The 25784-nt window shown below is 37.0% G+C and carries 27 protein-coding genes, 1 tRNA gene and 1 riboswitch; of the genes, 11 read left to right on the plus strand and 17 right to left on the minus strand.

Annotated elements, in window-relative coordinates:
• Positions 1-405: 405 nt before the first annotated feature.
• Entirely contained in the window at positions 406-816 is a 411-nt protein-coding gene (locus BM084_RS07265) for a DUF4293 domain-containing protein (protein ID WP_075328032.1), read from the minus strand.
• Positions 817-1013: 197 nt separating this feature from the next.
• Here BM084_RS07265 and rho point away from each other — a divergent pair, with 197 nt between their 5' ends.
• Positions 1014-2672 carry a transcription termination factor Rho gene (gene rho / locus BM084_RS07270; protein WP_075327818.1) on the plus strand — a complete coding sequence of 553 codons (1659 nt, stop codon included), beginning with the start codon at positions 1014-1016 and terminating at the stop codon, positions 2670-2672.
• A 67-nt stretch (positions 2673-2739) separates the two neighbouring features.
• Here rho and BM084_RS07275 read toward each other — a convergent pair whose 3' ends face one another.
• The 5 genes from BM084_RS07275 to BM084_RS07295 form a co-directional block, all read right to left on the minus strand.
• Positions 2740-3036, minus strand: a complete 297-nt coding sequence (locus tag BM084_RS07275) for a Trm112 family protein (protein WP_075327819.1) — start codon at positions 3034-3036, stop codon at positions 2740-2742.
• A complete protein-coding gene (locus BM084_RS07280; protein ID WP_075327820.1) occupies positions 3014-3676 on the minus strand; it encodes a thiamine phosphate synthase in 663 nt (220 codons plus the stop codon). Before BM084_RS07280 ends, BM084_RS07275 begins: the two co-directional genes overlap by 23 nt.
• On the minus strand, positions 3673-4731 hold the full coding sequence (locus BM084_RS07285) for an AIR synthase-related protein (RefSeq protein WP_245764356.1): 1059 nt from the start codon (positions 4729-4731) through the stop codon (positions 3673-3675). Before BM084_RS07285 ends, BM084_RS07280 begins: the two co-directional genes overlap by 4 nt.
• The gene (locus tag BM084_RS07290) at positions 4728-5453 is read right to left on the minus strand and encodes a class I SAM-dependent methyltransferase (RefSeq protein ID WP_093303989.1); all 726 of its coding nucleotides are present in this window, start codon (positions 5451-5453) and stop codon (positions 4728-4730) included. The genes BM084_RS07285 and BM084_RS07290 overlap by 4 nt, the downstream gene beginning before the upstream one ends.
• A 69-nt stretch (positions 5454-5522) precedes the next feature.
• A riboswitch (TPP riboswitch) is annotated at positions 5523-5611 on the minus strand.
• 382 nt (positions 5612-5993) lie between these two features.
• Positions 5994-6066, minus strand: a tRNA-Gly gene (locus BM084_RS07295).
• Positions 6067-6272: 206 nt separating this feature from the next.
• Between BM084_RS07295 and BM084_RS07300 the strand changes: the two genes are divergently transcribed.
• Genes BM084_RS07300 through BM084_RS07310 form a run of 3 tightly spaced genes read left to right on the plus strand, consistent with a single transcriptional unit; the run spans position 6273 to position 8797 of the window.
• Complete coding sequence (locus tag BM084_RS07300; protein WP_075327823.1) at positions 6273-6824, plus strand: ClpP family protease; 552 nt, start codon at positions 6273-6275, stop codon at positions 6822-6824.
• A gap of 4 nt (positions 6825-6828) precedes the next feature.
• Positions 6829-7110, plus strand: a complete 282-nt coding sequence (locus BM084_RS07305; RefSeq protein WP_075327824.1) for a GNAT family N-acetyltransferase — start codon at positions 6829-6831, stop codon at positions 7108-7110.
• Between the two features lie 43 nt (positions 7111-7153).
• The gene (locus tag BM084_RS07310; protein ID WP_177195674.1) at positions 7154-8797 is read left to right on the plus strand and encodes a L,D-transpeptidase family protein; all 1644 of its coding nucleotides are present in this window, start codon (positions 7154-7156) and stop codon (positions 8795-8797) included.
• Here the strand turns inward: BM084_RS07310 and BM084_RS07315 are convergent.
• On the minus strand, positions 8794-9534 hold the full coding sequence (locus BM084_RS07315) for a murein L,D-transpeptidase catalytic domain family protein (RefSeq protein WP_075327826.1): 741 nt from the start codon (positions 9532-9534) through the stop codon (positions 8794-8796). The two genes, BM084_RS07310 and BM084_RS07315, sit on opposite strands and share 4 nt — an antisense overlap.
• A gap of 392 nt (positions 9535-9926) precedes the next feature.
• Here BM084_RS07315 and gpmI point away from each other — a divergent pair, with 392 nt between their 5' ends.
• From gpmI to BM084_RS07345, 6 genes are read left to right on the plus strand one after another with little or no spacing between them, the layout of a single operon-like run.
• On the plus strand, positions 9927-11444 hold the full coding sequence (gene gpmI, locus BM084_RS07320; RefSeq protein ID WP_075328033.1) for a 2,3-bisphosphoglycerate-independent phosphoglycerate mutase: 1518 nt from the start codon (positions 9927-9929) through the stop codon (positions 11442-11444).
• Positions 11445-11451: 7 nt separating this feature from the next.
• On the plus strand, positions 11452-11985 hold the full coding sequence (locus BM084_RS07325; RefSeq protein ID WP_093303998.1) for a TlpA family protein disulfide reductase: 534 nt from the start codon (positions 11452-11454) through the stop codon (positions 11983-11985).
• Positions 11986-12034: 49 nt separating this feature from the next.
• A complete protein-coding gene (locus tag BM084_RS07330; RefSeq protein WP_075327828.1) occupies positions 12035-12442 on the plus strand; it encodes a BT0820 family HAD-type phosphatase in 408 nt (135 codons plus the stop codon).
• 9 nt (positions 12443-12451) lie between these two features.
• Positions 12452-13276 carry a type I methionyl aminopeptidase gene (map, locus tag BM084_RS07335; RefSeq protein WP_093304001.1) on the plus strand — a complete coding sequence of 275 codons (825 nt, stop codon included), beginning with the start codon at positions 12452-12454 and terminating at the stop codon, positions 13274-13276.
• The gene (locus tag BM084_RS07340) at positions 13260-13823 is read left to right on the plus strand and encodes an HNH endonuclease signature motif containing protein (protein WP_075324649.1); all 564 of its coding nucleotides are present in this window, start codon (positions 13260-13262) and stop codon (positions 13821-13823) included. Before map ends, BM084_RS07340 begins: the two co-directional genes overlap by 17 nt.
• Positions 13824-13842: 19 nt before the next feature.
• The gene (locus BM084_RS07345; protein WP_093304004.1) at positions 13843-14607 is read left to right on the plus strand and encodes a class I SAM-dependent methyltransferase; all 765 of its coding nucleotides are present in this window, start codon (positions 13843-13845) and stop codon (positions 14605-14607) included.
• Positions 14608-14643: 36 nt separating this feature from the next.
• Here BM084_RS07345 and BM084_RS07350 read toward each other — a convergent pair whose 3' ends face one another.
• The 10 genes from BM084_RS07350 to BM084_RS07395 form a co-directional block, all read right to left on the minus strand.
• On the minus strand, positions 14644-16038 hold the full coding sequence (locus BM084_RS07350; protein ID WP_093304006.1) for a S41 family peptidase: 1395 nt from the start codon (positions 16036-16038) through the stop codon (positions 14644-14646).
• Between the two features lie 67 nt (positions 16039-16105).
• Complete coding sequence (locus BM084_RS07355) at positions 16106-16732, minus strand: hypothetical protein (RefSeq protein ID WP_075324652.1); 627 nt, start codon at positions 16730-16732, stop codon at positions 16106-16108.
• A gap of 157 nt (positions 16733-16889) precedes the next feature.
• The gene (locus BM084_RS07360) at positions 16890-17897 is read right to left on the minus strand and encodes an FAD:protein FMN transferase (RefSeq protein WP_093304009.1); all 1008 of its coding nucleotides are present in this window, start codon (positions 17895-17897) and stop codon (positions 16890-16892) included.
• A gap of 61 nt (positions 17898-17958) precedes the next feature.
• On the minus strand, positions 17959-18315 hold the full coding sequence (locus BM084_RS07365; RefSeq protein ID WP_093304012.1) for a Na(+)-translocating NADH-quinone reductase subunit F: 357 nt from the start codon (positions 18313-18315) through the stop codon (positions 17959-17961).
• Between the two features lie 48 nt (positions 18316-18363).
• On the minus strand, positions 18364-19650 hold the full coding sequence (gene nqrF / locus BM084_RS07370; protein ID WP_075324655.1) for an NADH:ubiquinone reductase (Na(+)-transporting) subunit F: 1287 nt from the start codon (positions 19648-19650) through the stop codon (positions 18364-18366).
• A 16-nt stretch (positions 19651-19666) separates the two neighbouring features.
• Positions 19667-20281 (minus strand): NADH:ubiquinone reductase (Na(+)-transporting) subunit E, encoded by a 615-nt coding sequence (nqrE, locus tag BM084_RS07375; RefSeq protein ID WP_075324656.1) that lies wholly within the window; start codon positions 20279-20281, stop codon positions 19667-19669.
• A 29-nt stretch (positions 20282-20310) separates the two neighbouring features.
• On the minus strand, positions 20311-21057 hold the full coding sequence (locus BM084_RS07380) for an NADH:ubiquinone reductase (Na(+)-transporting) subunit D (protein WP_075324657.1): 747 nt from the start codon (positions 21055-21057) through the stop codon (positions 20311-20313).
• A gap of 2 nt (positions 21058-21059) precedes the next feature.
• A complete protein-coding gene (locus BM084_RS07385) occupies positions 21060-21803 on the minus strand; it encodes a Na(+)-translocating NADH-quinone reductase subunit C (protein WP_075324658.1) in 744 nt (247 codons plus the stop codon).
• Positions 21804-21805: 2 nt separating this feature from the next.
• Positions 21806-22987, minus strand: coding sequence for an NADH:ubiquinone reductase (Na(+)-transporting) subunit B (locus BM084_RS07390; RefSeq protein WP_075324659.1), 1182 nt, complete (start codon positions 22985-22987; stop codon positions 21806-21808).
• Between the two features lie 14 nt (positions 22988-23001).
• Positions 23002-24345, minus strand: a complete 1344-nt coding sequence (locus tag BM084_RS07395; RefSeq protein ID WP_093304016.1) for a Na(+)-translocating NADH-quinone reductase subunit A — start codon at positions 24343-24345, stop codon at positions 23002-23004.
• 170 nt (positions 24346-24515) lie between these two features.
• On the opposite strand from BM084_RS07395, the gene BM084_RS07400 reads away from it, so the two are divergent.
• Positions 24516-25769, plus strand: a complete 1254-nt coding sequence (locus BM084_RS07400; RefSeq protein ID WP_075324661.1) for a type IX secretion system plug protein — start codon at positions 24516-24518, stop codon at positions 25767-25769.
• Positions 25770-25784 lie beyond the last annotated feature (15 nt).

The following is a 25784-nucleotide window of genomic DNA, read 5'->3' on the forward strand; positions in this document are numbered from 1 at the left end:
CAGCTGACCTCTCACAGTAAATCTTGTTTCAACCATAGGTTCATACGCTGTTTCGCCTATGTCTGTGAGATCTCCCGCGGTAAGACGTATCACTTTCATTCCATATATCCGCATCATTTACACCCTGATCTCCGTATAGCTTTAGGATTTCGCTTTGTAGTGCAAGCTCATCCAGATCAGATATGCCTCATATGATGTTCGTGTTCCTCGGACCGGAACTTTGCCGCCGGCTTCCTTCAGATTCCACCTCGCGGTGGACACCCTTGCCTTTGGCTAATGATAGGTAGCTATAAACCCTCATAACGGACTTGCACCGTCAAGTGATACGCCATGCACGGCGCACACTAAAAAACCCGAAGCTTTCACTTCGGGTTTTCACGCACTAATACTACTAAGATGATAGGCTTATCGTAATCGGTCCACAGATTTTACGAGATCTTCGTCCTTTTTAATGGCCTTATTGGCCAAAACAAGAAAAACGATAGAAATGATTGGAAGAAACATCCCAATACCCTTCTCTGAAATATCCATTTCTCCAGGTAAACTTAGCGACCAATAAACAAACACTCCTAGTAAAAAAAAGTTTAATAAGATATTTAGACGCCCCAATACAAATTGAAGCTTTCTATTTTTGAACATAAAAATACTCACCAAAGATAATAAAGCTGAAGCCAGAAATGCAATAAAAACCATAAGATAATCTTGTGCATACATAGCTACACCTTCACTATTTTCCCAAAGTGAAAATACGAAAATAAGTCCGCCGCTAATAATGGCAGCAATAAGTAAATATACTGTTTGTATTCTTTGTAGCATAACTTCTGGTGGAATTCGCGAACAAAAATAAAGATTCTTTTTAGAAATGCTATTTAAAATATTAAAATAAAGTTGTATACTTGCAGGAACATTTCGTAACCAATTCAAAACAGGTTACTTAAGTCTCCAAATTTTTTTCGATTCTTCCTCGAGAAGTTTAACAATCAACCCAAACACAAATTTATTCTTAATTATTCATGTTTGAAATTTCAGAATTAAAAGCTAAAAAGCTTCCTGAGCTGCAGGATATCGCTAAAACTTTAAATGTTCCCAAATTTAGAACTTTAAAAAAATTAGACCTGGTTTATCAAATCCTGGACTATCAGGCTGCAAATCCTAAAAAAGCTAAAGAAGCCTTAACCGACGATACTAAAAAGGAAGAAACTCCTAAAAGTGACGATCGTAGTAAAACTTCAGAAAAGCCACAACCAAAAAAAGGTGGCAAAATAGGAAGTAATAAAAAACCACCACGGGCTGCTGCAACCGCAGAAAACAAAGAGCCCCGCCCTGCAAGAAAGGAAAATTCTTCTCCTAAGAAAGAAGATGCGCCGGCAAAAGCCAGGGAACCAAAAAAGCAGGAACAAAAACCAAGGGAAGACAATAGTAATTCTTCTCAAGGTAAAAATAATCCTCGCGACCATAAAAAAGACACACGTAGCAATAATAGCAACAAAAACAATGGAGGCCGCGATTCTGGCAACCGTGACGGGCGAAACCGCTACCGCGAACCAGACTATGAGTTTGACGCGATTATAGAAAGTGAAGGTGTATTGGATATTATGCAGGATAACTATGGTTTCCTAAGATCTTCAGACTATAATTACCTTACTTCTCCAGATGATATTTATGTATCTCAATCTCAAATTCGCTTGTTCGGATTAAAAACAGGGGATACCGTTTTAGGGCAAATAAGACCTCCAAAAGAAGGTGAAAAATATTTCCCTTTAATCAAGATCAACAAAATTAACGGATTAGACCCGCAGGTAGTGAGAGACCGTGTTTCTTTTGAACACTTAACTCCGCTTTTCCCAAAGGAAAAATTCAATATTGCTGAAAAGCAAAGCAGCATGTCTACCCGTATTATGGACCTCTTTTCCCCTATTGGAAAAGGCCAGCGTGGTATGATTGTTTCCCAGCCTAAAACTGGTAAAACAATGTTGCTTAAAGATATTGCGAATGCAATTGCAGCAAACCATCCTGAAGTTTATCAAATAGTTCTACTAATTGATGAACGTCCTGAAGAGGTTACCGATATGCAACGTAATGTACGTGGGGAAGTGGTAGCTTCAACTTTTGATAAGGAAGCACACGAACATGTTAGAGTTGCTAATATCGTTTTAGAAAAAGCAAAACGTTTGGTAGAATGTGGTCATGATGTAGTGATTCTTTTGGATTCTATTACACGTTTGGCCCGTGCTTACAACACCGTACAACCTGCCAGTGGTAAGGTTTTAAGTGGTGGTGTAGATGCCAACGCGCTGCACAAACCAAAACGATTCTTTGGTGCTGCCCGTAATATTGAAAACGGGGGATCCCTTTCAATTATCGCTACCGCCCTAACCGATACCGGTTCTAAAATGGACGAAGTAATTTTTGAAGAATTTAAAGGAACTGGAAACATGGAGCTGCAATTAGACAGAAAAATTGCTAACCGTAGAATTTTCCCTGCAATAGATCTTACTTCGTCCAGTACACGTCGCGACGATCTTTTATTAGACGAGGCTACATTGCAAAGAATGTGGGTGCTGCGTAAATATCTTGCCGATATGAACCCAATTGAAGCTATGGAATTTATAAACGATAGAATTAAGCAAACAAAAAACAACGAAGAGTTTTTGATCTCGATGAACGGATAAAACCTTGTTAGTTATAAATTTAAAAATCCGGAAGCTTTTAGTTTCCGGATTTTTTTATGCTGAAATATTATTCTTTTAAACTATTCACATCTGAATCCTTCGCTACCAATCTAAAATTCTCAATTTTTTTACCCTTTAAATGCTTGCTCCATTTTTCCATAAGTGGAGCTTCCAGTTTAAATTCCCGGTATTCATCGGGATTCATAATTGGAATCCCTTTTATCATAGGGTAAATACGTTTGCATTTCTTACAACTTAAAAATCCCTCTATAATCTTCCCTTCCAAATCTTTTGAAATTGTTGTGAGTTCCAGGTCCTTTTTATCAAAAGGGCAGCATAATTTATCTATTGTTGAAGTTCTCATTTTTTATTTTTTTAAATTCTGAATTATAATTTTCTGCTGAAATTGAAGGGTTTTCGGCACTCATTATTCCTGAAATAACCGCTACGCCTTCAAAATCCAACTCTTTAAGCAAATGCATATTGGAAGGTTTAATTCCTCCCGCCAAAAAAATTGGCATTTCGGTAATTTCCCGGGCTTTCTTAATGATCTCAAAATCTACTAAATCACAACTATTTGCGGTTGAGGAAGGAAAAATGGAACAAAAAGAAATATAGTCCATGTTATTTCTATCGGCCCATTTTACAGTTTCCAGGTTGTTATTACAGGTTAATCCCAGTAAAGCTTTTGGCGGAATGTTATTTTTAATCTCTTTGAAATTATTGGGAATTTTATCAAAATGTATCCCGCTTGCTTCAGTTTGATTTAAAAGATCCCAATTATTATTCAGTAAAACAGGAACCTTATAGTTTTCACAAACTTTACAGATTTCATTTATAAGGGAAATTTTATTCTCTGCATTTTTGAAATTATCCCATATTTGAACCGCGGCAATTTCACTTTTAGCCATAATCTGCTTCAGCTTATTTATTAAAACAGTTTTCTGCATCTGCGGATCTACAACGAGGTACACCCCTTCTTTTATTTTCTTCTTTTTTATCATTTCCAGCCAGATTTAATTGCGGTAAAAAAGGCTTTCCAGTAAGGATCTTCAGATTTATATTCTAAATCTTTAATTTCATCGTTTTTAGCTATTTTAATTCCTTCTTCTTCACTTTTAATCTCACCAACCGCAGTACAGGCAATGTTTTCAGCATTTAAACGTGAAATTACCTGCTCTTCTTTTCCTTTTTCGCAAGATATTATCATTGAACCTGCCCCTATTATCTCCCTGTAATCCAGTTGGAATAAATCACAAACTTCCTTTTGCCAGGAAGTTACCGGCAAAGCTTTATCATAAATAATAGCTCCTTTTCCTGACGCTTTAACCATTTCATATATTGCCCCAAGCACACCGCCTTCAGTTACATCGTGCATAGCGTGAATTTCGGGAAATTTACTTCCTGTTCCTGCTGCTGTAAGTCCGTCTTTTAAAGACGAGGTTTGCCAAAACATTTCACGGCCTGCCGTATAAGTTCCTTTTCCCAGTTTATTCTTTATAGTTTCAGGAAAACTCAAGGTTAATAAGGCAGAAGATGATAAGGCACAGGTTTTGGTTACCAGAATTACATCATTTTCCTCTGCGGCTTTAGAAAGAATAATCTCTTTTTTGGGAGCCACACTAAAAAAAGTTCCTCCACCCGAAATTGTTGAATTCTGGCCTTCTACAAATCCGGTATGTCCGCCAGTTATAGCCACTCCAATTTCTTTACTGAATTGATGAATATAATTCCAGTAAGTTTTAAAATCATTCCTCGAAAGTGATGCCGGAAGATTCAAAACCATTTGCGCATATTGTGGAGCAAACCCGGTAGTAGCCATATCGTTGGCCATTAGATGTACCGAAAGCCAGGCTGATTCTTCCAGGCCGAGCGTAGGAATAAGTGACAACGGATCACTTGTGGATATTAAGGCCAGCTCGTTGGGTAATTCTATTAATGAAACATCTACCCCAAACTTTGGTTTTGTGCTGACTTCCTTACGAGTATGCCCGCAATTTTCCAGGATAAATCCCTCTAATTCTGCTTCGGCTATTTTTCCTAGTTTCTCACTCATCATTTTACATCTTTAAATTCTACATACAATCCGAAAAAATCACCATAGGGTAATCCCCATTGCTGAACTGGGAACCATTTTGGTAAACCGGTGCAAGACCATTCTATACTGTATTCCCGCCCCTGCAAGGCTTCTTCTATAATTTTAGTAAGTTTTTTGGGTGTATAAAAAGTTGCGGTAAGATAAAATGGATTGGCACCAAAAATTTCCTGGACGCGGCGACGAACTACTTTGGTAGAATTCCTGTTCATCATTCCAAGGGCTATACCGTATTTTCCAACCCTGGCTGCTTCCCGAATAACTTTTACGGGATCTTTATAATATTCAAAAGTGGTTATAAATGCGAGGGAATCAAAAGTATGATCTTTAAATGGCATATGATGGGAATCTGCCATTACCAGATCTCCCTCAAATAAATGTACGGCTTGTGATAACATTAGTGGGGAAATATCACCACCGGTAGCCTCAATTCCTATTTCTTTCCACCACCTGGTAAAACGCGTGGTTCCACAACCAAACTCGAGTAGGGTTTTAACGCGTTTATCTTTAGAAACAAGTTGCTCCATCACCTTTTTCTGCCAGACTTCGGCCCGTTTATATCGCCCTTCGTACCACTGCTCGTAGGTGTCGGTGTGTTTTCGGTTAAAAAACCATTCTTCCCGATTTTGCCAATTTTGATGATTTATGGGAAGTAATTCAAATCGACTGCTTTTCTCAATTTCCATATTTACTTTTTAAAAAAGAAAAACTCCACGCTACCCGGAAAATGCCAGAAAACATGGAGTCTTAAAATGGAAATTTTAATCCTGCATCCCTACGTTGGCATTATCCAAATCAGGTTTTCGGGTGTTATCTCAGCCTTGCGGCACCCCGTGCGTGAATTTATCTGTTTATACTAAATCTCTATTTATTAATTTTATCAGTTAATCGGGAGAAAAATACAAAATAAAGAAGGAAGTGGAAAGTTATTTCGGACTGAAAAATAATATATCAAATGTGTAATTACCCCTTTCTTCAGCAAAGCTGAATTCACTCCCAGTCCGCAGTACGGAGGAATTTAATTTCATCAAACTGAACTTGTTTCAGTTTCTAACATGTTACTAATTTTCACAACTTAGATCCTGAAATAAATTCAGGATGACGTAAAAAATTATAAGGGACAGCCGGTTCAAGCTCTAATCGGGACAGGCTTCTCACCCGGTGGTATTCTTCTCTGATTCTTTTCCATAAAAAAACCCCAACTTTTCTGTTGAGGTTTTTCTTTGAGCGGGAGACCGGGTTCGAACCGGCGACATTCAGCTTGGAAGGCTGACGCTCTACCAACTGAGCTACTCCCGCCTGCCCTGCAAATATAAAGTTTAAAGATTTCAAATTCCAAAGGAAAATTAAAATTTTTTGGGTGTAAAATGCTATCACCCTTGTATTCAGTAAAAAACCGGAGCTAAGCGATAAAATCTTGTTAAATGGGTAATGAAAAAACAAGTGTTCCGACAAATAAATCTTATTTTTAATGCCTAACAGTATATATCTTAAAATAATTTTTTATGAGCAATAAACCCGGTAAAACCCAGGACCTAATAGACGCAAAATTCCTTAAAGAACGTAAAATTTTTCTTTGGGGTGAAGTAAATGATAAATCGGCCAAGCACGTTATTGACAGACTTTTATATCTTGATATGGAAGGCGATAAAGAAATCCAGTTTTTTATTAATAGTCCCGGTGGATACGTAACCGACGGATTTGCAATCTACGATACTATGCAGAGTTTAAATAGCCCTGTTTCTACCATTTGCAGTGGTTTGGCTGCTTCAATGGGTTCTATCTTACTTTCAGGAGGAACCAAAGGCCGACGGTTTATACAAACCCACGGAAAAGTGATGATTCACCAACCTATGGGCGGTGCAAGAGGCCAGGCATCAAATATCGAAATTCAGGCGAACGAAATATTAAAAACAAGAGAATTAAGTGCTAAAATTCTTGCTGAAAACTGCGGACAAACCCCGGAAAAGGTACTCAAAGATTTTAACCGTGACTACTGGATGGATGCACAGGAATCTCAGGATTACGGAATTGTAGACGGTATTTTTAATAAATAGGACTATGGATATTAAACACCGAGAAAACGATAGTCGCGGAATGTTTTTCGTGGAGGACGAAAAAGGTATCTATGCAGAACTAACCTATACTAAAAAACCGGGTGATGTTCTTACCATAGATCATACAGAGGTAAGACCGGAACTGGAAGGCCAGGGAATTGCCACAAAACTCCTGGCGCATAGTGTAGATTTTGCCCGTGAGCACAACTATAAAATAGATCCTTTATGCCCTTTTGCCGAAGTACAATTTGACCGAAATGAGTCTTACAAAGACGTAAGGGCATAATTCCCCGTTTATCCCCAAAAGATCAATGAACCTGCTTTTTCCTATGAAGTTTTTTAAATTTTTAATGCTCTTTTTTTTCGCGTTTTTAATATCCTGCGGGGACGATAAAAACAGGGAGCCTGGCATTGAAACCGCTAAAGAGGAAGAAGCAGAAGTCATTGAAAAACTGGCTTCAGCCGATTTAATTGCCAGGAAATTTCCAGAGATTTCAAATTCGGTTGGAAATATCGCATTACAGCACGCTAATTTGCTCGACTCCATTTATTCAAAAAGAGATTATACACCAATTTGGACCGATAGAGCATTGCGGGAAGATCTTTACAGAAGTATTGAAAGAAGCACAGAAGACGGCCTAGAACCTGAAGATTATCATTTAACCTATTTACAAAACTCTTTAGCTAATTTATCGCAGTTAGATGATGAGGAACGCAGTCTAACCGAAATTATTCTTACCGATGCCTTTTTAGGACTTGCTTCCGACTATAATTCTGGTAAGCTGAATCCCAAAGAAATTTATAGTATCTGGGGAGTAGAAAGTAATAAAATTAATCTTCCCGGACTTTTGGAGTATGGAGTTCAACAAAATGATATTCTTGCCGCCATAGATTCAGTGGTACCAAAACACGAAGTTTACAAAGGTTTAAAACGCTCTTTGAAACAATACCGAGAACTTGCTGAAAACGAAGAAAATTCTACGATAATTTCCGAAGAAGGAGAAAACATTAAAGCCGATGAAAAAGATTCCCGCATTCCTAATATAAAACGTCGCTTAAAAGAACTGGGATATTGGGATAAAGAAATTATAGATACTGCTACAGTTTACGATGAAGCGCTTCAGAATGCAGTAAAGGAATACCAGGAGAAATATGGAATAGAAACCGATGGTGTGATTGGCGGCGGCACCATAAAAACTTTAAATAAAACTTATCAGGATCGGCTGGAACAAATACTGGTAAACCTGGAACGTTGGCGCTGGTATCCCAAAGATTTGGGAGATCAACATATTGTAGTAAATATTGCCAATTACCGCTTACATTTTGTTAGAAATGGAGATACTGTTGCCACACATCGCACAATGGTGGGTACGGAAGCTAGAAAAACCCCGGTTTTCTCTGATGAAGTAGAACATATAGTCTACAACCCCACCTGGACAATCCCTCCTACTATTAAGAGTAAAGATGTAATTCCTTCAGCAAAAAAAGATCCCAATTATATTTCCCGAAAAAATTACAGCATTTTTAATCGCAGCGGACAGCGATTAGCTCCCAGCGAGGTAGACTGGTCTTCATCTGAGGTAAAAGCTTATACTTTTAGACAGGAAGCAGGACCGGCAAATCCGCTTGGTTTGGTTAAGATTATTTACCCTAATGAATATATGATCTATTTACACGATACGCCTTCTAAATCGCTTTTCAACAAAAATTTACGGGCACAAAGTTCGGGGTGTGTTAGGGTACAGGATGTTTTAGAACTGGCAAAGATGCTATTAAGTGATCAACCAAAATATGATAATGAGAAGATTAAAGAAATTCTTGATTCAGGCAGAACCACTACAATTAAAGTTACCCAAAATGTGAAAGTGCACCATCTTTACTGGACGGCCTGGAACGAAAATGGCAGCACCCGTTTTGCAGAAGATATCTACAAAAGAGATGCTGCCATCTATAAATTACTTACTGCCAATTAATTTAGCAGCGAAGAATTATTTAAATAATTATTATCGTTTTTGTGAATATATACTACAGATTCCTCTTTAATAGTATCTATTACATCTTTAGCGATAGTATTTGGCACTGCGGGACAACCGTAGCTTCTTCCCAATCTTCCCAATCTCTTTATAAAACTGGGTTCGGCATAATCGGCTCCGTGAATTACCACATAACGCTTACGGGCGTTGCTGTTAAAGCCTTTTTCCATCCCATCTATAAATAGAGACAGGCCGTTTTTCCCATAGTAAGTTTCAGCGGTAACGTAAAATCCAAGGGAACTTTGCAGGGAATTCACGGTATTAGAAAATTTGGTAGCAAACTCACCACCGGTATTTTTTCCGTGGGAAACATAGGTGTTAAACAATACTTCTTTAGTTTCCATATTCATAATCCACATACGTTTTTTGGTAGAGGAAAGTCCGAAATCTATTACGGTAAGTATTTTTTTACCCACTTTACCAGTTTCGTCTAATTGTTCATAGCCTTTAATGGCCTTTTCGAACACAGGCATGGCAGGAACACTAATATTTTTGGTGGAAAATTCGCTATAAAGAGTAGCGACTTTACTTTCGAAATTTGATTTATTATCTTCAGGAATTGAAGAAGCGATTGCTTTTATTTCTGAATTTTCAAGCTTAGGTTTTAAATTATCTGTAGTTGTAAATGCAAAGGAAAAAGTTAGTATTGCAAATACAGTCAGAATTCTATAAATCATACACGTTGTTTTAAATTAAATGTTCTGTTAATTTATTCCAAATGTGATGCCAACATACAAAATATTCTCGATAATTAGATTTTTTAAGCCTAAGAACGGAAAATTTAACATTTTTAGACTTATAAAGCTAAACTTCAGCATATTACCACATCAATTCGGTGCTTTTTAAGAACGTAGAATAAAAGAGAAAAGTATTCCAAAGTACAGTGAAGAATGTTAAAATTTTAGTTTTTTTCAGAAGTAAATTGATTTTATAAGTTTTACAGAATCATTTTATAAGTAAATTTCTTCTAAAACCGCTTCCTCAATCCATATTTAATAAAACATTAGCGGGTGTGCATTTAGCATACCGGCAATTTGTTTTTATCTTTATGCCCAAATTAACTAATATTATGAATAAGAAAGTTCTACTAATGATTTTAGACGGTTGGGGAATTACGCAAAACCCCGACGTATCAGCTATTGCCAAAGCAAAAACCCCTTTTATGGACAGTATTCTGGAAAAATACCCGCACGCGGAATTACGTACCGACGGGATGCAGGTTGGCCTTCCGGAAGGACAAATGGGAAATAGTGAAGTAGGACATATGAATCTGGGCGCCGGCCGAATTGTTTACCAGGATTTGGTAAAAATAAATATGGCGGTAGAAAAGAACACTTTAAAAGACGAACCTGTATTGGAAGAAGCTTTTAATTACGCAATAAAAAACAATAAACCTATACATTTTATGGGGCTTTTAAGTGATGGTGGAGTTCATTCTCACATCAATCATTTAAAAGGACTACTTTCAGCTGCAGAAGAATTTGGTGTAAAAGAGAAATACGTACATGCTTTTACCGATGGCCGTGACGTAGACCCACATTCTGGGGAAGGTTTTATTAAAGAAATTGAAGAACACCTGGCAAAAACCAATGGTAAACTTGCATCGGTAATTGGGCGTTATTTCGCGATGGATCGTGATAAGCGCTGGGAAAGAGTGAAAAAAGCTTACGATCTTATTGTAAAAGGCGAAGGCACCAAAAGCACTAATGCTGCTGAAACCATTGCTAAAAGTTATAAAAACGATATTAGTGACGAGTTTATTGAACCCATTGTAATGACCAATGAAGCCGGCGAGCCGGTTGCAACTTTAAAAGAGAAAGAAGTTGTAATCTTTTTCAACTTTAGAACCGATAGAGGAAGGCAGCTTACCCAGGCTTTAACCCAGGACGATTTTCCTGAATATAATATGAAGAAATTACCGCTATATTATGTAACGGTAACAAAGTATGACGATAGTTTTAAAGGTATAAATGTAGTTTTCAAAAAAGATAATATTAAATCTACACTGGGAGAAGTTCTGGAATATATGGGCAAAAAGCAAATTAGAATTGCTGAAACCGAAAAGTATCCCCACGTTACCTTCTTCTTTAGTGGTGGTCGAGAAAAGCCATTTAAAGGGGAAAAGCGTTTAATGTGTAATTCGCCAAAAGTAGCTACTTATGATCTTCAGCCCGAAATGAGCGCTTTTGAAATTAGGGATAAAATTATTCCTGAACTTAAAGACGAGTCGGCAGATTTTATTTGTTTGAATTTCGCAAACCCTGATATGGTTGGCCATACCGGTGTTTTTGATGCTGCTGTAAAAGCTGTGGAAACCGTAGATTCTTGCGCTAAAGATGTAGCTGAAACTGCGCTAGAAAATGATTATTCGGTAATTATTATTGCAGATCACGGGAATAGCGAAATTATGATTAATGAAGATGGAAGCCCAAACACGGCCCATACAACCAGTCCTGTGCCATTAATTTTACTGGACAAAGACGTGAAATCTATTAAAAGTGGTAAGCTTGGAAACATCGCGCCGACTATCCTAAAGTTAATGGGAATAGACCAGCCGGAAATGATGACTGAAGACCCACTAATTTAATTGAAAAATGATAAATAAGGTATTATTGCTTTTTTTGGGATTCTCCCTAATTTCAGGCGAGGTTTCCGATAAAGAAGTAAGTATAGAAAATAAAAATTCAGTAGAGATTCTTTTAGGTGAATTCACGCAGGCCGATTTAGAGAAAGCACCGCATTCTCGGTGGTTCACTCCCGCTTATGAAAATTACAAACCTAAAAAAGAAGCTTTAAAAACTATTAAAAAGAATATTCACGATTATGAAATTCTAATGTTTATGGGAACCTGGTGTGGCGATAGCCGTTACGAGGTACCAAAGTTTTTTAAGCTTTTAGATGAAGTTAATTTTGATAGAAAAAACCTTAAAAATATTGCTGTAAACCGGGCTAAAAAAGCTCCCGGTGATCTAGATAAAGAATACAAAATTCATCGTGTTCCTACCATAATTTTTATGAAAGATGGAAAGGAAGTGAACCGTTTTGTAGAGTATTCTATAGAAAGCTTGGAAGAAGATATAGCCAAAATAGTGAAAGGGAAGAAATATACAGATCCTTATTCAGAATAAACAGGCACTTCTGAAGTTAATATTCGGTAAATCTTACTAATTTTGCGTTATGCCCCATACCTTAACCATTGCAGTAGATTTTGATGGCACTATTGTAGAAAATAAATTTCCGGAGATAGGGAAACCAAAGCTTTTTGCTTTTGAAACCCTTAAAAAGCTTCAGGAAGACGGGCACCGATTGATTTTATGGACGTACCGGGCAGAAGATAAACTGGAAGAAGCAGTTAAATTTTGCGAAAAAAGAGGTATTCAGTTTTACGCTATTAATAAAAGTTATCCTGAAGAGGTTTTTGAGGAAAACATAAGTCGTAAGATCCTGGCCGATATTTTTATAGACGATCGCAATATAGGCGGAATGTGGGGTTGGGGAGAGATTTACCAGCGATTGAAAGACAGAGCTATAATTAGAGAAAATAAAAAGCAAAAGAAGAGATTCGGTTTTTTAGGCCGATTTTAAATTCAGAATATGATAATTACCAAAAATCCTGAAGAAATAGAATTGATGCGTGAGAGCGCACTTATCGTGTCTAAAACCCTGGGAATGCTTGCGCCGCAAATTAAACCCGGAGTTACCACTTTGGAATTAGATAAAATGGCCGAAGAGTTTATTCGCGATCACGGTGCAGAACCGGGTTTTTTGGGAATGTACGATTTTCCCAACTCGCTTTGCATGAGTCCTAACGCACAGGTAGTACACGGGATTCCTAACGATAAACCTTTAGAAGAAGGCGATATTATCTCTATAGATTGTGGCGCTCTAAAAAACGGATTTTATGGTGACCACGCTTATACCTTTGAAGTTGGTGAGGTAAAACCTGAAGTAAAGGAACTTTTAAAAGCCACAAAAGAATCCTTGTATGTTGGTATTAGGGAATTTAAAATTGGCAACCGTGTTGGTGATGTTGGTTATGCCATTCAAAAATATACTGAAGACAGGGGCTATGGCGTAGTAAGAGAATTGGTAGGTCACGGCTTAGGTGCTGATATGCATGAAGATCCCGAAATGCCTAACTATGGTAAACGCGGTCGCGGTAAGAAATTTATAGAGGGAATGGTTGTGGCTATTGAGCCAATGATAAACCTGGGAACCAGAAGAATTAAACAATTGCCAGACGGCTGGACCATCTTAACTGCAGATAATAAACCAAGCGCTCATTTTGAACATGATGTTGCACTTGTAGAAGGTAAACCACAATTATTATCTACCTTCGATTATATTTATGAAGCTTTAGGAATTGAGAGTGATGAAGAAGATGAGTTTAAAGCCGAGGTATATGGTAAAGAAATTTAGAGGCGAAATTTGGAAAAGACTTCATAAAGAAGAATGGCAGGACCGTTTTGTTTATGATGTTTCCAACTATGGTAGGATCATTAGCTATGTGCAGAATCCTGATGGCGAATTAATAAATGGCGGACGCACAAATGGTTACACCAGTTTTTCACCAAGACTTCAAAATGGTAAGCATAAAGCATATTACGTGCACCGCATTGTTGCTGAACTTTTTCTTGACAAAAAAGACGACGATAAATTCGTAATACATAAGAATTTTAAAAAAGACGATAATCGTCTAGAAAACCTTGCCTGGACCACCCAGGAAGAATGGGTAAAACACCAGCATAACAGTCCTGGTGTAAAAGAAAACAAACGGAAGCGAAAGTTAAGACGTGTTGTTACCTATTCAAAACTTACCTATGCACAAGCGGTAATATTAAAAAAGAAACTTTTAGACCCAAAAAGAAAAACCAGGATAAAGGTTTTAGCAAAACAATTTGGAGTTTCAGAAATGCAACTTTATCGTATTAAATCTGGTGAAAACTGGGGCGATATAAAAGTCTGAATCGCGTTAGCAATTTTTAATGAGCAAGCTTTTTAAAGTAGTTTTAAACACCGTTCCAAGACCTTTGCTTATCAGGTTAAGTTATTGGGTAAAACCCTTCTTTAAATATGCGCTTCGCGGAAGCAAATACACCGATCCTATAGACGGGAAAAGCTTTTCTAAATTTTTACCATACGGATATATTAATCAGCGGGAAAATGTACTCTCCCCTTCTACCCTTTCCCTGGAACGCCATCGCCTACTTTGGCTTTATTTAAAAAATGAAACTGAATTTTTTAGTAAAAATCTTAAAGTATTACACTTCGCCCCAGAACAGGCTTTTTATAAACGCTTTAGAAAGCTGAAAAACCTGGATTACACCACTACCGACCTGAACTCTCCTTTAGCCGATGTTAAGGCTGATATTTGTAATTTGCCTTTTAAAGAAAATGAATTCGATTTTATTCTCTGCAACCACGTTTTAGAACATATCCCAAATGATACTAAAGCAATGCAGGAACTTTACCGCATTTTAAAACCCGGCGGTACGGCTATTTTGCAAATTCCGCAGGATTTAAAGCGGAAAACTACGTTTGAAGATAATTCAATTACCGATAGAAAAGAACGAGAGGGAATTTTTGGCCAATATGACCACGTTAGAATCTACGGCAGGGATTATTTTGAAAAATTAAGAAGTATTGGTTTTAAGGTAGAAGAAGTGGATTACACCAACCAATTATCTGTAGAACAAATCGATAAATACCGATTGGCAAAAGGGGAAGTTATTCCGGTTTGTTATAAATGAAAAAATAAATTGCACTTCAAAAAAGGAAAACTTTTATTAATCACTAAAGTTACCCTTGAGAACTTTTTCAATCGCTAAGTCTGAAAATTCATTATTTGAATAGAAGCTTTTATAAAACATAAATCTTTTAGTGGGGTAATTTAACTCATAATCTACAGGAACTCCTTCTTTTTCGTAAGCACGCCCTTCCCTATCCATATAAACTTCATTGGAGAGACTATATTCCCAGCCATTGGGAAGTTTTTTCCATAATATTTCTGAAAAGATTCCGGCACTTTTCGTACCCAAAATTTCGATATTAGAATAACTAAGGGCACCAAGCGCAAAAATTTCGGCAGCACTAGCTGTTACAGGACTTATTAATAAATAGATTTTCTTAGGATTCTGTGTTTCTGGTTGTAATGAAATTATTTGAGCAGGTGTAAATCCCTCTTTAGTTCTTGCCTTTATTTTTATAATCTCTTTGTCTTGAGCAACAAAATAGTTTAACAACTCTAAGGCTACAGTTTCATATCCGCCGCCATTAAACCTAAGGTCTACTATCACTGGATCGTTATCTTTTAAATCACTGAGAACCTTTTTCATAATCCGGTTAACCCCGTTAATTTCTTCTTGAAACTGCCCCAAAGGCTCTGCAGCGTATTTTCTCAAATTATAAATACTATCAAATTTAATTGTCTTTTGATATTCCTTCGGGACGTAATTCGCAAAATCATTCATATCGCTTATTCTTATATAACCAATATTAGAATCTTGCACAGTACCCCATTTTATTACCCCGTTATTATAAGAATTTATCTCTTTCAGGTAATTAGAATCTATATCTGATACTATGTCTTCCTGGGTAAATGAGTTTTCAACCGACTTAGATTGTGGCTTATTTTCCAAAATTGAATCTGGAATTTCAAGGTTTATATGTCCATCGTTGAATTTTCTTGTTATCTCCTTCAGCAGTAAAGCAAATTCGTGATTGGTTTGTACTTTTTGAACTTTTGGTAAATAATTATTATATACTTTTTGCCAGTCTAAATCTCTTTCTTCAAAAAACGCATAATTGTTATCGAAGGTTTCCCAGAATGCCTTGAAATTATCCTCGAAAGATTTCTCTTTTTTAGTGCTTCTCTTCGTGCATATTTCCGGTAGTTTTTCAGTTCTTTTAAACCTATAATCTACAATCCCACCCGGATTCAAAATTAATTGATCGTCAGTACTATTTACAATTCTAAACCTTCCGGCAAATTTCCCATCTACCAAAGTTGCGCAATCGTATTTATCAATATTAAAATAAGAGTAAGTAGAATCTTCAATTTTTAAAATTCTGTCATAACCCTCTTGGGTCCATACTGTATTTTTTAAGCTCTCAGGGATTTGAGAATAGAAATTTATTCCGGAAAATATAAAAATAAGAACGTATAATCTTTTAAATAACATTAAAGAAGTTTTAATAAAGACAATTCAAATTATTATTTGTTACACCTATATCTAAATGTCAAAATATTTAGTTGGTAAATTCTATTTCAACTAAATAATAATGTGGAATATTGAATTCTTTACCAAAATTATCAGGATCTATTTCTGATTGTGCGACTCTGCAATAGGACGCTGATCCGTCCGGGTTTCTATTTGGAGTAATTATTGCCAAAATGTAAAACGGATTATTTATATTTTTTTCCAGAACCGTTCTAGCTCCAAAGAAATCTTTGGCTACATAATTTCCATTATCCTCATCAATAGGAAAATATAATTTCTTACTCCCAAACCTATTGCCTCTAATCCAGGTTTTAAGATCTTCTCTCCCTATTTTACTAAGAAATTTAAATGATGTTTGGGTAGAATCTATTTTAAAGTAATCATTGCCGCTTTCATCAAATAAAGTGGTGGTATTTATTAAATCGCCATTGGAAAATTCTTTCATTCTTATCACAAAATACTTCCCCTTAATTGATTCTCCCTGAAAAGAAAATTCAGAATAATTAATATTTTCAAAATCAAATAAGGTTTGTAAATTTGAATCTTCCAGGCCGTTTTGTATGGAAACATTCACAACATCAGAATGCTCAATAGATTTTGCCTGAGCATTTGTGAGGATAGGAATTAGAAAAATGAGGAGTAAGAGTTGGTTCATTATGTTAAAGTTCTTAATTCCTCACCAATATAAGTTTTTACCACTAAATTCTATGAAATTGACATAAGGTATAAACAAATAACTTTAAAAAACGGTAAAAATTTACCTGAACGTACAGTTATAAATAAGTGAATGGGAGAAAACGCCACAAGAGTATCTAACGCAAAGCTTCCTCAAAACCGGTGGATGTAAAAACCCGAATACTTTCTTGCTTATCAACATAGATAAAATAAACATCTACATTATCCAGTTTTTCCAGCATCTCTAAGGATTTTTCATAACCTAAAGCCATAAAAGCGGTGGCATATCCATCGGCAAGAGTACAATTTTCAGCAAGGACAGATGCGCTGAGCAAATTGCTTTTTTCGGCTTTGCCGGTTAAAGGATTTATAGTGTGTACATAACGATTTCCAGTAATGCTGTCTATTCTGAATTTTCGGTAATTTCCCGAAGTTGCCATCGCACGATTCTTCAGGGCAAGTACCGTTTGTAAAGTACGTTCTGCTTCAGTTTGCTGCGGATTATCTATTGCAACGTTCCAACTGGATTCACGTTCTAAATTTTTGCCTTTGGCTACCAATTCTCCCCCCAACTCTATCAGGTAGTTTTCAACTTTCTTAGAATCTAAATATTCCGCGATTACATCTATAGTGTAACCTTTGGCTATAGCATTAAAGTCGAGATAGATATTCGGGTTTTCTTTTTGAATAGTATTATCACTGGATAACCTGACTTTCTCAAATCCCACCAGTTGCTTTATAGAATCTAAAACAGCACCATCAGGTTCATTTAAAGGCTTATTAGGGCCAAATCCGTATGCATTGACCAAACTACCTACCGTGGGATCAAAATAACCATTGCTTTCCTTAAAAATCTGCTTGGAAAGCTGAAATACCTCTTGGAAATGAATATCCACCTTTATATCCTCATTTCGGGTATTAATTCGGGAAATATCAGAATCATCCTGGTAGGTGCTCATTGAAGTATTGATTACTTCAAAAATAGAATCTAAAGCCTTTTCAGTATTAAAGTTTTCCGAAGAAAAATATTTTATCTGGTAAGTAGTTCCTAATGCTTTCCCAGTCTCGGTATAGACCTGGGGATTATCATTTTTACAGGAAAAACTAAGAAAAATAAGAAGAAGTAAAACTGAGATTTTTTTCATCTATATAAGATTAGCGGAAATTAATTAAACAGAAGTTGAACCCTGGCTGATACGGTAGGAATTAAATTTCTTGCCAGCCTTCGTAATTTACTACATATTCTTCGCCGTGCATTACCGGTTTTTCATAATCGGAAGAATTGGCCAGACCTACCCCGGCGTAAAAAGTACGGGCTTTAAATTTAACGGCATGGTCTTTTATAGATCTAAGAAACGTAAGATCATAATCTTTGGGATTATGCGGATATTCTATTGCCCTAACGATTACAAAATGCAGTTTCTTATCTCTTAATGCCACGAATTGCGGATCTTTTTTTAGCTCGCTATTAACTCCAAGAAATTCGTAACCCTGTGCTTCGAGCTCTTTTCCCACAATATTCATTGCAAGATTATGTAGTTCCTGATCGTTTAACTTTGCCATAGTGCAAAAATAAAAAATCCCGCTTTAAAAAGCGGGATTCTATTTTCATTAACCTCCAAAATCATCGAACCTTATGTTTTCGGGCGGCATTCCAAAGTCTTCACCCATTTTCTGAACAGCTTTGTTCATTAATGGGGGTCCACAGAAATACAATTCAATGTCTTCCGGTTCTTCGTGATGACTTAAATAATTATCTATTACAACCTGGTGAATAAATCCAACAAAACCGTCCCCTTCATCGTCAAGGCTTTCCTTCACCTTCCAGTTATCTTCTTCCATTGGTTCAGAAAGCGCTAAGTAAAATTTAAAGTTAGGGAAATCTCTTTCCAAGGCTCTAAAGTGTTCTATATAGAATAATTCTCTTTTAGAACGACCTCCATACCAGTAAGTCACTTTTCTACCCGTTTTAAGCGTACGGAATAAGTGGTAAAGGTGAGAACGCATTGGCGCCATACCAGCTCCACCACCTACATAAAGCATTTCGGCTTCACTGTGATTAATAAAGAATTCACCGTAAGGTCCAGAGATGATTACTTTATCTCCTTTTTTCCTTGAGAAAATATAAGAAGAAGCAATACCAGGATTAACATCCATCCAGGTATCTTTTGCTCTATCCCATGGCGGAGTAGCTACACGTACATTAAGCATTATCTCACGCCCTTCTGCAGGGTAAGATGCCATAGAGTAGGCACGTTCTACAGTTTCTGGGTTCTTCATTACCAGTGGACGAAGTTTAAACTTATCCCACTCTGCTTCAAACATATCTGGAGTATCGTGTTCTTCAGGGTGAGCAGTGATATCCATATCTTCGAATTTCACTTCACACTTAGGAATCTCTATCTGGATATAACCCCCAGCTTTATAATCCATATCTTCAGGAATTTCAACTACAAATTCCTTGATAAATGAGGCAACGTTGTAATTTCTTACTACAGTAGCTTCCCATTTTTTAATTCCGAATACTTCTTCCGGAATAGTGATTTTCATATCTTCTTTCACCTTCACCTGGCAACCTAATCGCCATCCCTGTGCAATTTCTTTACGGGTAAAGTGAGGCTCCTCTGTAGGAAGAATGGCACCGCCACCTTCTTTTACAATACATTTACACTGTACACAGGTTCCACCACCACCACAGGCAGAAGGTAAAAAGAGTTTATTATCTCCCAGGGTTGAAAGTAAAGTTCCACCGGAACCAACTTCCATATCCCTTTCCCCATTGACGTTTATGGTAACAGGACCAGAAGGCGCTAATTTTGCCTTTGCTCCCAGTAACACAGAAACCAATATAAGTATCAATGCTAAAAATACTACTATACTTGCTATAATAACTGTCATAATCTTTCTTTTGCGATTATAATTTAATTCCCATAAAACTCATAAAACCTAATGCCATAAGTCCGGTGATAATAAATGTTATCCCTAAACCTTTTAATGGGGCTGGCACATTAGAGTATGCTATTTTTTCACGAATAGCTGCAATACCAAGAATTGCAAGGAACCATCCAATTCCACTACCAAACCCGTAGGTGATAGCTTCGGTTATAACTCCAAAATCTTTTTGTTGCATAAATAGCGCACCACCAAGAATAGCACAGTTTACAGCAATAAGCGGTAGGAAAATACCTAAAGCACCGTATAATGCAGGAGCAAATTTCTCAACGATCATCTCTACTAATTGTACCATAGATGCAATTACCGCAATAAACATTATAAAGCTTAGGAAGCTAAGGTCTACATCGGCAAATTCGGCACCAAGCCAGGATAAAGCTCCAGGTCTTAATAAGTAATTATCCAGCAAATAGTTAATAGGTACAGTAATGGTAAGTACAAAGATTACCGCCGCACCTAACCCAACAGCTGTTTTCACGGTTTTTGACACTGCTAAATAGGAACACATTCCCAAGAAGTAGGCAAAAATCATATTTTCTATGAAAATACTTCTAACAAATAAATTTATAAAATCCATAATTTAGTTTTATTTAAGCTGTTGTGCTTTTAGTTCTCTTCTATCAGTTTACGGTTTCTGGCACGTTGCACCCAAATGAGCAAACCAACCACAATAAGTGCCATTGGCGAAAGCAACATTAAACCGTTATTTTCATAACCTAAAGCATATAGACCAGTAGAATCTGCTACTGTTGCTGCTTTATGTCCTAAAACTTCAAATCCGAATAATTTTCCTGATCCTAAAAGCTCACGGAAAAATGCAACGATTATAAGAATTAAACCATATCCTGCTGCGTTTCCTATTCCATCAAGGAAAGACTTGTAGACTCCGTTCCCTAAAGCAAAAGCTTCAAGACGTCCCATTACAATACAGTTGGTAATAATAAGACCAATAAATACCGAAAGCTGTTTACTTACATCGTAAGCGTAAGCCTTAAGAACCTGGTCTACTAAAGCCACAAGGGAGGCAACAACAACAAGCTGAACAATAATCCTGATTCTACTAGGAATCATATTACGCAGCATAGAAACAATAATGTTACTAAATGCCATTACAAATACAACGGCAATTGCCATAACCACTGCTGGTTCTAATTGTACCGTAATTGCCAGTGCCGAACATATACCCAGTACCTGTACGGTAATTGGGTTGTTATCGTCTAAAGGATCTGACAATAATTTTCTATTGCCTTTAGAAAGGAAGTGTTCTTTTTCTTCTGAACTAGATAGAAAAAGGATCATTTCTTTCTTTTTGGCTTCTTTCTCTTCTGAAATATTTTTTTTCTCTGTAGCCATAATTACTTTGTTGCAACTTTAATATCTGTTTGCTTTTTGAAGTAAGGCAGATAACGCTGAAGTCTTTCAGAAATCATATCAGAAACCCCGTCTCCGGTAATTGTAGCTCCCGATATTGCATCTACCTGGTTATCTTCTTTATCTGAAGGATCTATATCGCCTTTTACAACCGATACTCCTACAAGATTTCCGCTTCCATCAAAAATCTTTTCTTCGGCAAAACTTTCTTTAAACCATTCTTTGGTGATTTCTGCACCAAGACCAGGAGTTTCCCCAAGGTGATCAAAAGTAGCTCCTTTAATAGTATTCACATCATCTTTTAAAGATATGTAGCCAAAGATTGCATTCCATAATCCATTACCTCTTAAAGGAACTATGTAATATTTTTCTCCTTCATATTCGGCAATATAAAGTGGGAAATTCTGCTCTTCATCTTCCCTCTTAATTTCCTTGGCCAAATCTACCGTAAAGGCATCAACATCTTCTCTTTCTTCTCCCTGGTAATCAAGAGTAACTGCTTCTGTAATATAACGGTTGTAAAGCTCTTCAGCTCCTGCCCTGTCGGTTTCAACACCAATAGTAGCAAGAATACTCTGCATCTTTTCCTGGCGTACGTTTTCTCTTTGAATAGGCTGAAGTGATGTTGCTGTAAAAGCCAATACTGAGGCCACAACAATCACCATAATCACCGCAAAAAGAAACGTATAGCCGTTACTATTTGTTTTATTTACTGATTTCTCTTCCATAACTAAACTGTTGTTTTCACCTGTGCGGTGGCGGATTGAATTCTTTTCTTTCTACGCTTAATATTCGATTGAATTACATAGTGATCTATCGTAGGCGCAAAAACGTTCATAAGTAAGATTGCAAGCATTACCCCTTCTGGATATGCCGGGTTAAACACCCTAATCATTACCGATAGAAAACCTATTAAAAATCCGTAGATCCACTTTCCTTTCAATGTTTGTGCTGCCGATACAGGATCTGTAGCCATAAACACAATACCAAACGCAAGTCCTCCTATTATTAGGTGCCCGTACCATGGGAAGTTTGTAAGTTCGTTGCCGGTAACTCCCATTGCAGGTAAAGCGTTAAAAATAAGCGCCATTGCAGCGGCTCCTATAAATGCACTTAACATTATTCTCCAGCTTCCTACTTTTGTTAGAATTAAAAGTAAGGCTCCTACAAGTATTAAAAGCGTTGAAGTTTCGGAAACCGAACCTGGAATAATTCCGTAGAACATATCCATCATTCCATAACTTACATTATCTCCTGCTGCCAGAGAACCAAGAATTGTTTCTCCAGAGATTGCATCTACATTACTTGCCTCACTAACCCAAACCTGGTTACCAGACATATAAGTAGGATAAGCAAAAAAGGCGAATGCCCTTGCTGTAAGCGCCGGGTTAAGAATATTCATTCCTGTTCCTCCAAAAGCTTCTTTACCAATAAGTACAGCAAATACTACAGATAATGCCAACATCCAAAGTGGAAGGTCTATAGGCATAATCATAGGAATTAATAAACCTGTTACCAGGTAACCTTCGTTAACCTCGTGCCCTCTAAAGATGGCAAAGGCAAACTCAATTCCCAGTCCTACTGCATAAGAAACCACGATCATTGGAATAAATTTCAATGCCCCGTGGCCAAGTGCTTCCCAAAAGGTAAATGCTTCACCTAATTGAGAAAAGTGCTGGTAACCTGCATTCCACATCCCGAAAAGTAAAGCCGGAACAAGTGCAAGCACCACTGTTATCATCGTACGCTTTAAATCTACTGCGTCACGAATATGAGCTCCCTTTTGCGTGGTATGATTTGGGGTAAATAGGAAAGTATCTATTGCGTTAACCGCAGGCGCATACTTTTCATATTTTTTTCCCGGTGCAAAGGGCTCCTTTATTTTGTCTAATCTTTGTCTAATCCATTCCATAATTCTACTGCTTTTTAACCTACTTCAGTAATCATTAAATCTAAACCAAGACGAATCACCTCCTGAATTTCAATCTTAGATGTATTCACATATTCTACCAAAGCAAAATCTTCAGGAGCTACTTCATAGATCCCAAGATTCTCCATTTTCTCAATATCCCCGGCCATACATGCTTTTATAAGCTGCATTGGGTAAACATCCATAGGTAAAACTTCTTCCATTTCGCCTGTAACTACAAGAGCCCGCTCTTCACCATTTAAATTTGTGGTAGGCTTAAACTTCTTGTTTGGAAACAAAAAGGATAATGAAGTTCTTGAGTTAGAGTGAATGTTATTATATGTAAATGGCAACCAACCAAATGCCCTGTAATTATTTCCTTCAGGAATTAGGGTTACTTCGTTAGAAAAGAAGCTTATGTGTTGATCGTAGGCTAATTTAAGTCCGGTAAGTACGTTTCCAGAAATGATACGTACATCTTCATCAACTTTATTGATGATATCTGCCACCTCAGCGCCAATTATAGTAGAGAAGTATTTACGGTTAGTGGCTTCACTTCCTGTTACGGCAACGGTTTTATCGGCTATAAATTTTCCGGTTAGGAAAACGTTACCAATAATAGTTACATCTTCAGGATTCACTGTCCAAACTCTATCTCCCTGATTAATAGGATCTATTTTATGAATTTGAATCCCAACATTTCCTGCCGGGTGCGGTCCTTTTACAGTATGAAGTTCTACGCCCTTAATATCTTTTAAATATTGTGCTGAACTTGCATCTACAGCCAGGTGAACTTTACCCGGAGTAAGTTTTTTAAGCGCATTTACTCCTTCTTGAAAAGCAGCTATCTTATCTTTTAAGATAAAGCCCCAATCTGGAGCTAAAGGCGCCGTACTTACTGCAGAAATAAAGATAGCCTTTGGCGTATCTTTAGGATCGGCTACAATATCGTAAGGACGTTGATTAATAAATGCACCGCAACCGCTTTCTAAAACGCGTTGTTTTACAGCTTCCGCATCAGAAGAAGCAGCGTCCATTTTTCCAAAATCTCTGTAAGTGTCTTCAGGATCAGCCTCAATAATCACTTCCATGATTTTACGCTTCTCACCACGCTTAATTGTCTTAAGCGTCCCGCTAACGGGGCTGGTAAAACGTAATTCATCAGTGTATTTTGAAAAGAAAAGTTCATCACCGGCAAGGACTTTAGCTCCTTCTTTTAAGACCATTTTTGGTACCAAAGCATGAAAATCTGGCGGTTTAATTGCGTAGGTTTTAGACCTTGGAGCTTTTACAAGCTCTTTTTCCGCCTCCCCTTCTAATTTTAGAGATAATCCTCTTTTAATTCGAATGTCTTTTGACATAGGATGGAGTGTATGTTAAAAATATTATGTTTTAAGTCGTGCAAATTTAGGAATTTTAACTGCACTTCTCCCAAGAAAACAAAGAATTTTAAGCACTTAAAACTGTTAAAATGAAATGTTAAAAATTGCGGAATAAGATTTGTAAGTACATTTGCGTAGATTCTGTTTTAATGAAAAACTATTTTATATTCTTTTTTGTAACAATTTTCTCGCTAAACCTGGCTGCCCAGGTTGTAGAAGAAACACTTCCGCCCAGTTATATAAGAAGCGTTCAGCTCTCAGGAAACAGTCAAAGCAATATGGGAAATCCTATTTTGCAACTTGGAGAACAGCTTTCTCTAAAGTTTGACGATATTATTGGTGACGAAGCCGATTATTATTATACCATAGAACATTATAATTACGATTGGACGCCTAACCAACTGGCAAAATCTGAATATTTAATTGGTTTTGATGATATTAGGATTTTTAATTATTTGAATTCTTATAATACGCTTCAGCCCTTCTCGCATTACGAGCTCAAAATTCCCAATGAAGATACCGGCGGATTTAAATTAAGCGGAAATTATATGATAAAAATCTTTAACGGGCAGAAAGAACTGGTTTTTTCTCGAAAATTCATGGTTTACGAAAATATTGCCCGGGTTAGGTTAAACCTTAGACGTTCCAGGGATTTGAATTTTATAGATGAAAAACAAGTGGTGAATTTCAATATAGAATCTCCAGACTTGATACTTAAAAATCCTGATAATACGGTGAATGTTCTCATTACACAAAACCACAATTTAAAGACCGCAATTAAAAATATAAAACCACAGTACACAGTGGGGAACGACCTGGTTTACCGTTACGATTCTGAAACCGCTTTTTGGGGCGGCAACGAATATATTCAGTTTGACAATAAAGAATTAAGAGCCTCTTCTGCCGATATTAGTTCAGTTTCACTTAACGAACTTTATCATCATTATCTATTTCCAGATCGCACCCGTGCCAATGAACCTTACACATACAATCCCGATATTAACGGGCAGTTTGTAATAAGAAGCCTGCCTGCAGAAAATCCTTCAATTGAAGCTGAATATGTTTGGGTTCATTTTAAACTTCAAAATTATTCTGAATTAAATGGAGGCGAAGTACATATTTACGGAGGTTTTAATAATTTTACTTTAGATAAAAGCACCCGACTTACTTATAATGAAGGAAACGATCTTTATGAGGGAGCCAGGTTATTTAAACAAGGATTTTATAATTATAAATATGTTTTAAAACGGCCCGACGGAACTATTGATGAAGGCTTTTTTACCGGAAATTTTGACGAAACCGAAAACTCCTACCAGGTTTTGGTTTATTACCGAAGTCCGGGCGCAAGATACGACCGTTTAATTGGGGTGGGTTCAGGAAATTCTACCACGATTACCAATTAGATTGAGAGACTAACC

This window comes from Salegentibacter agarivorans (assembly GCF_900113135.1).
Lineage (GTDB): Bacteria > Bacteroidota > Bacteroidia > Flavobacteriales > Flavobacteriaceae > Salegentibacter > Salegentibacter agarivorans.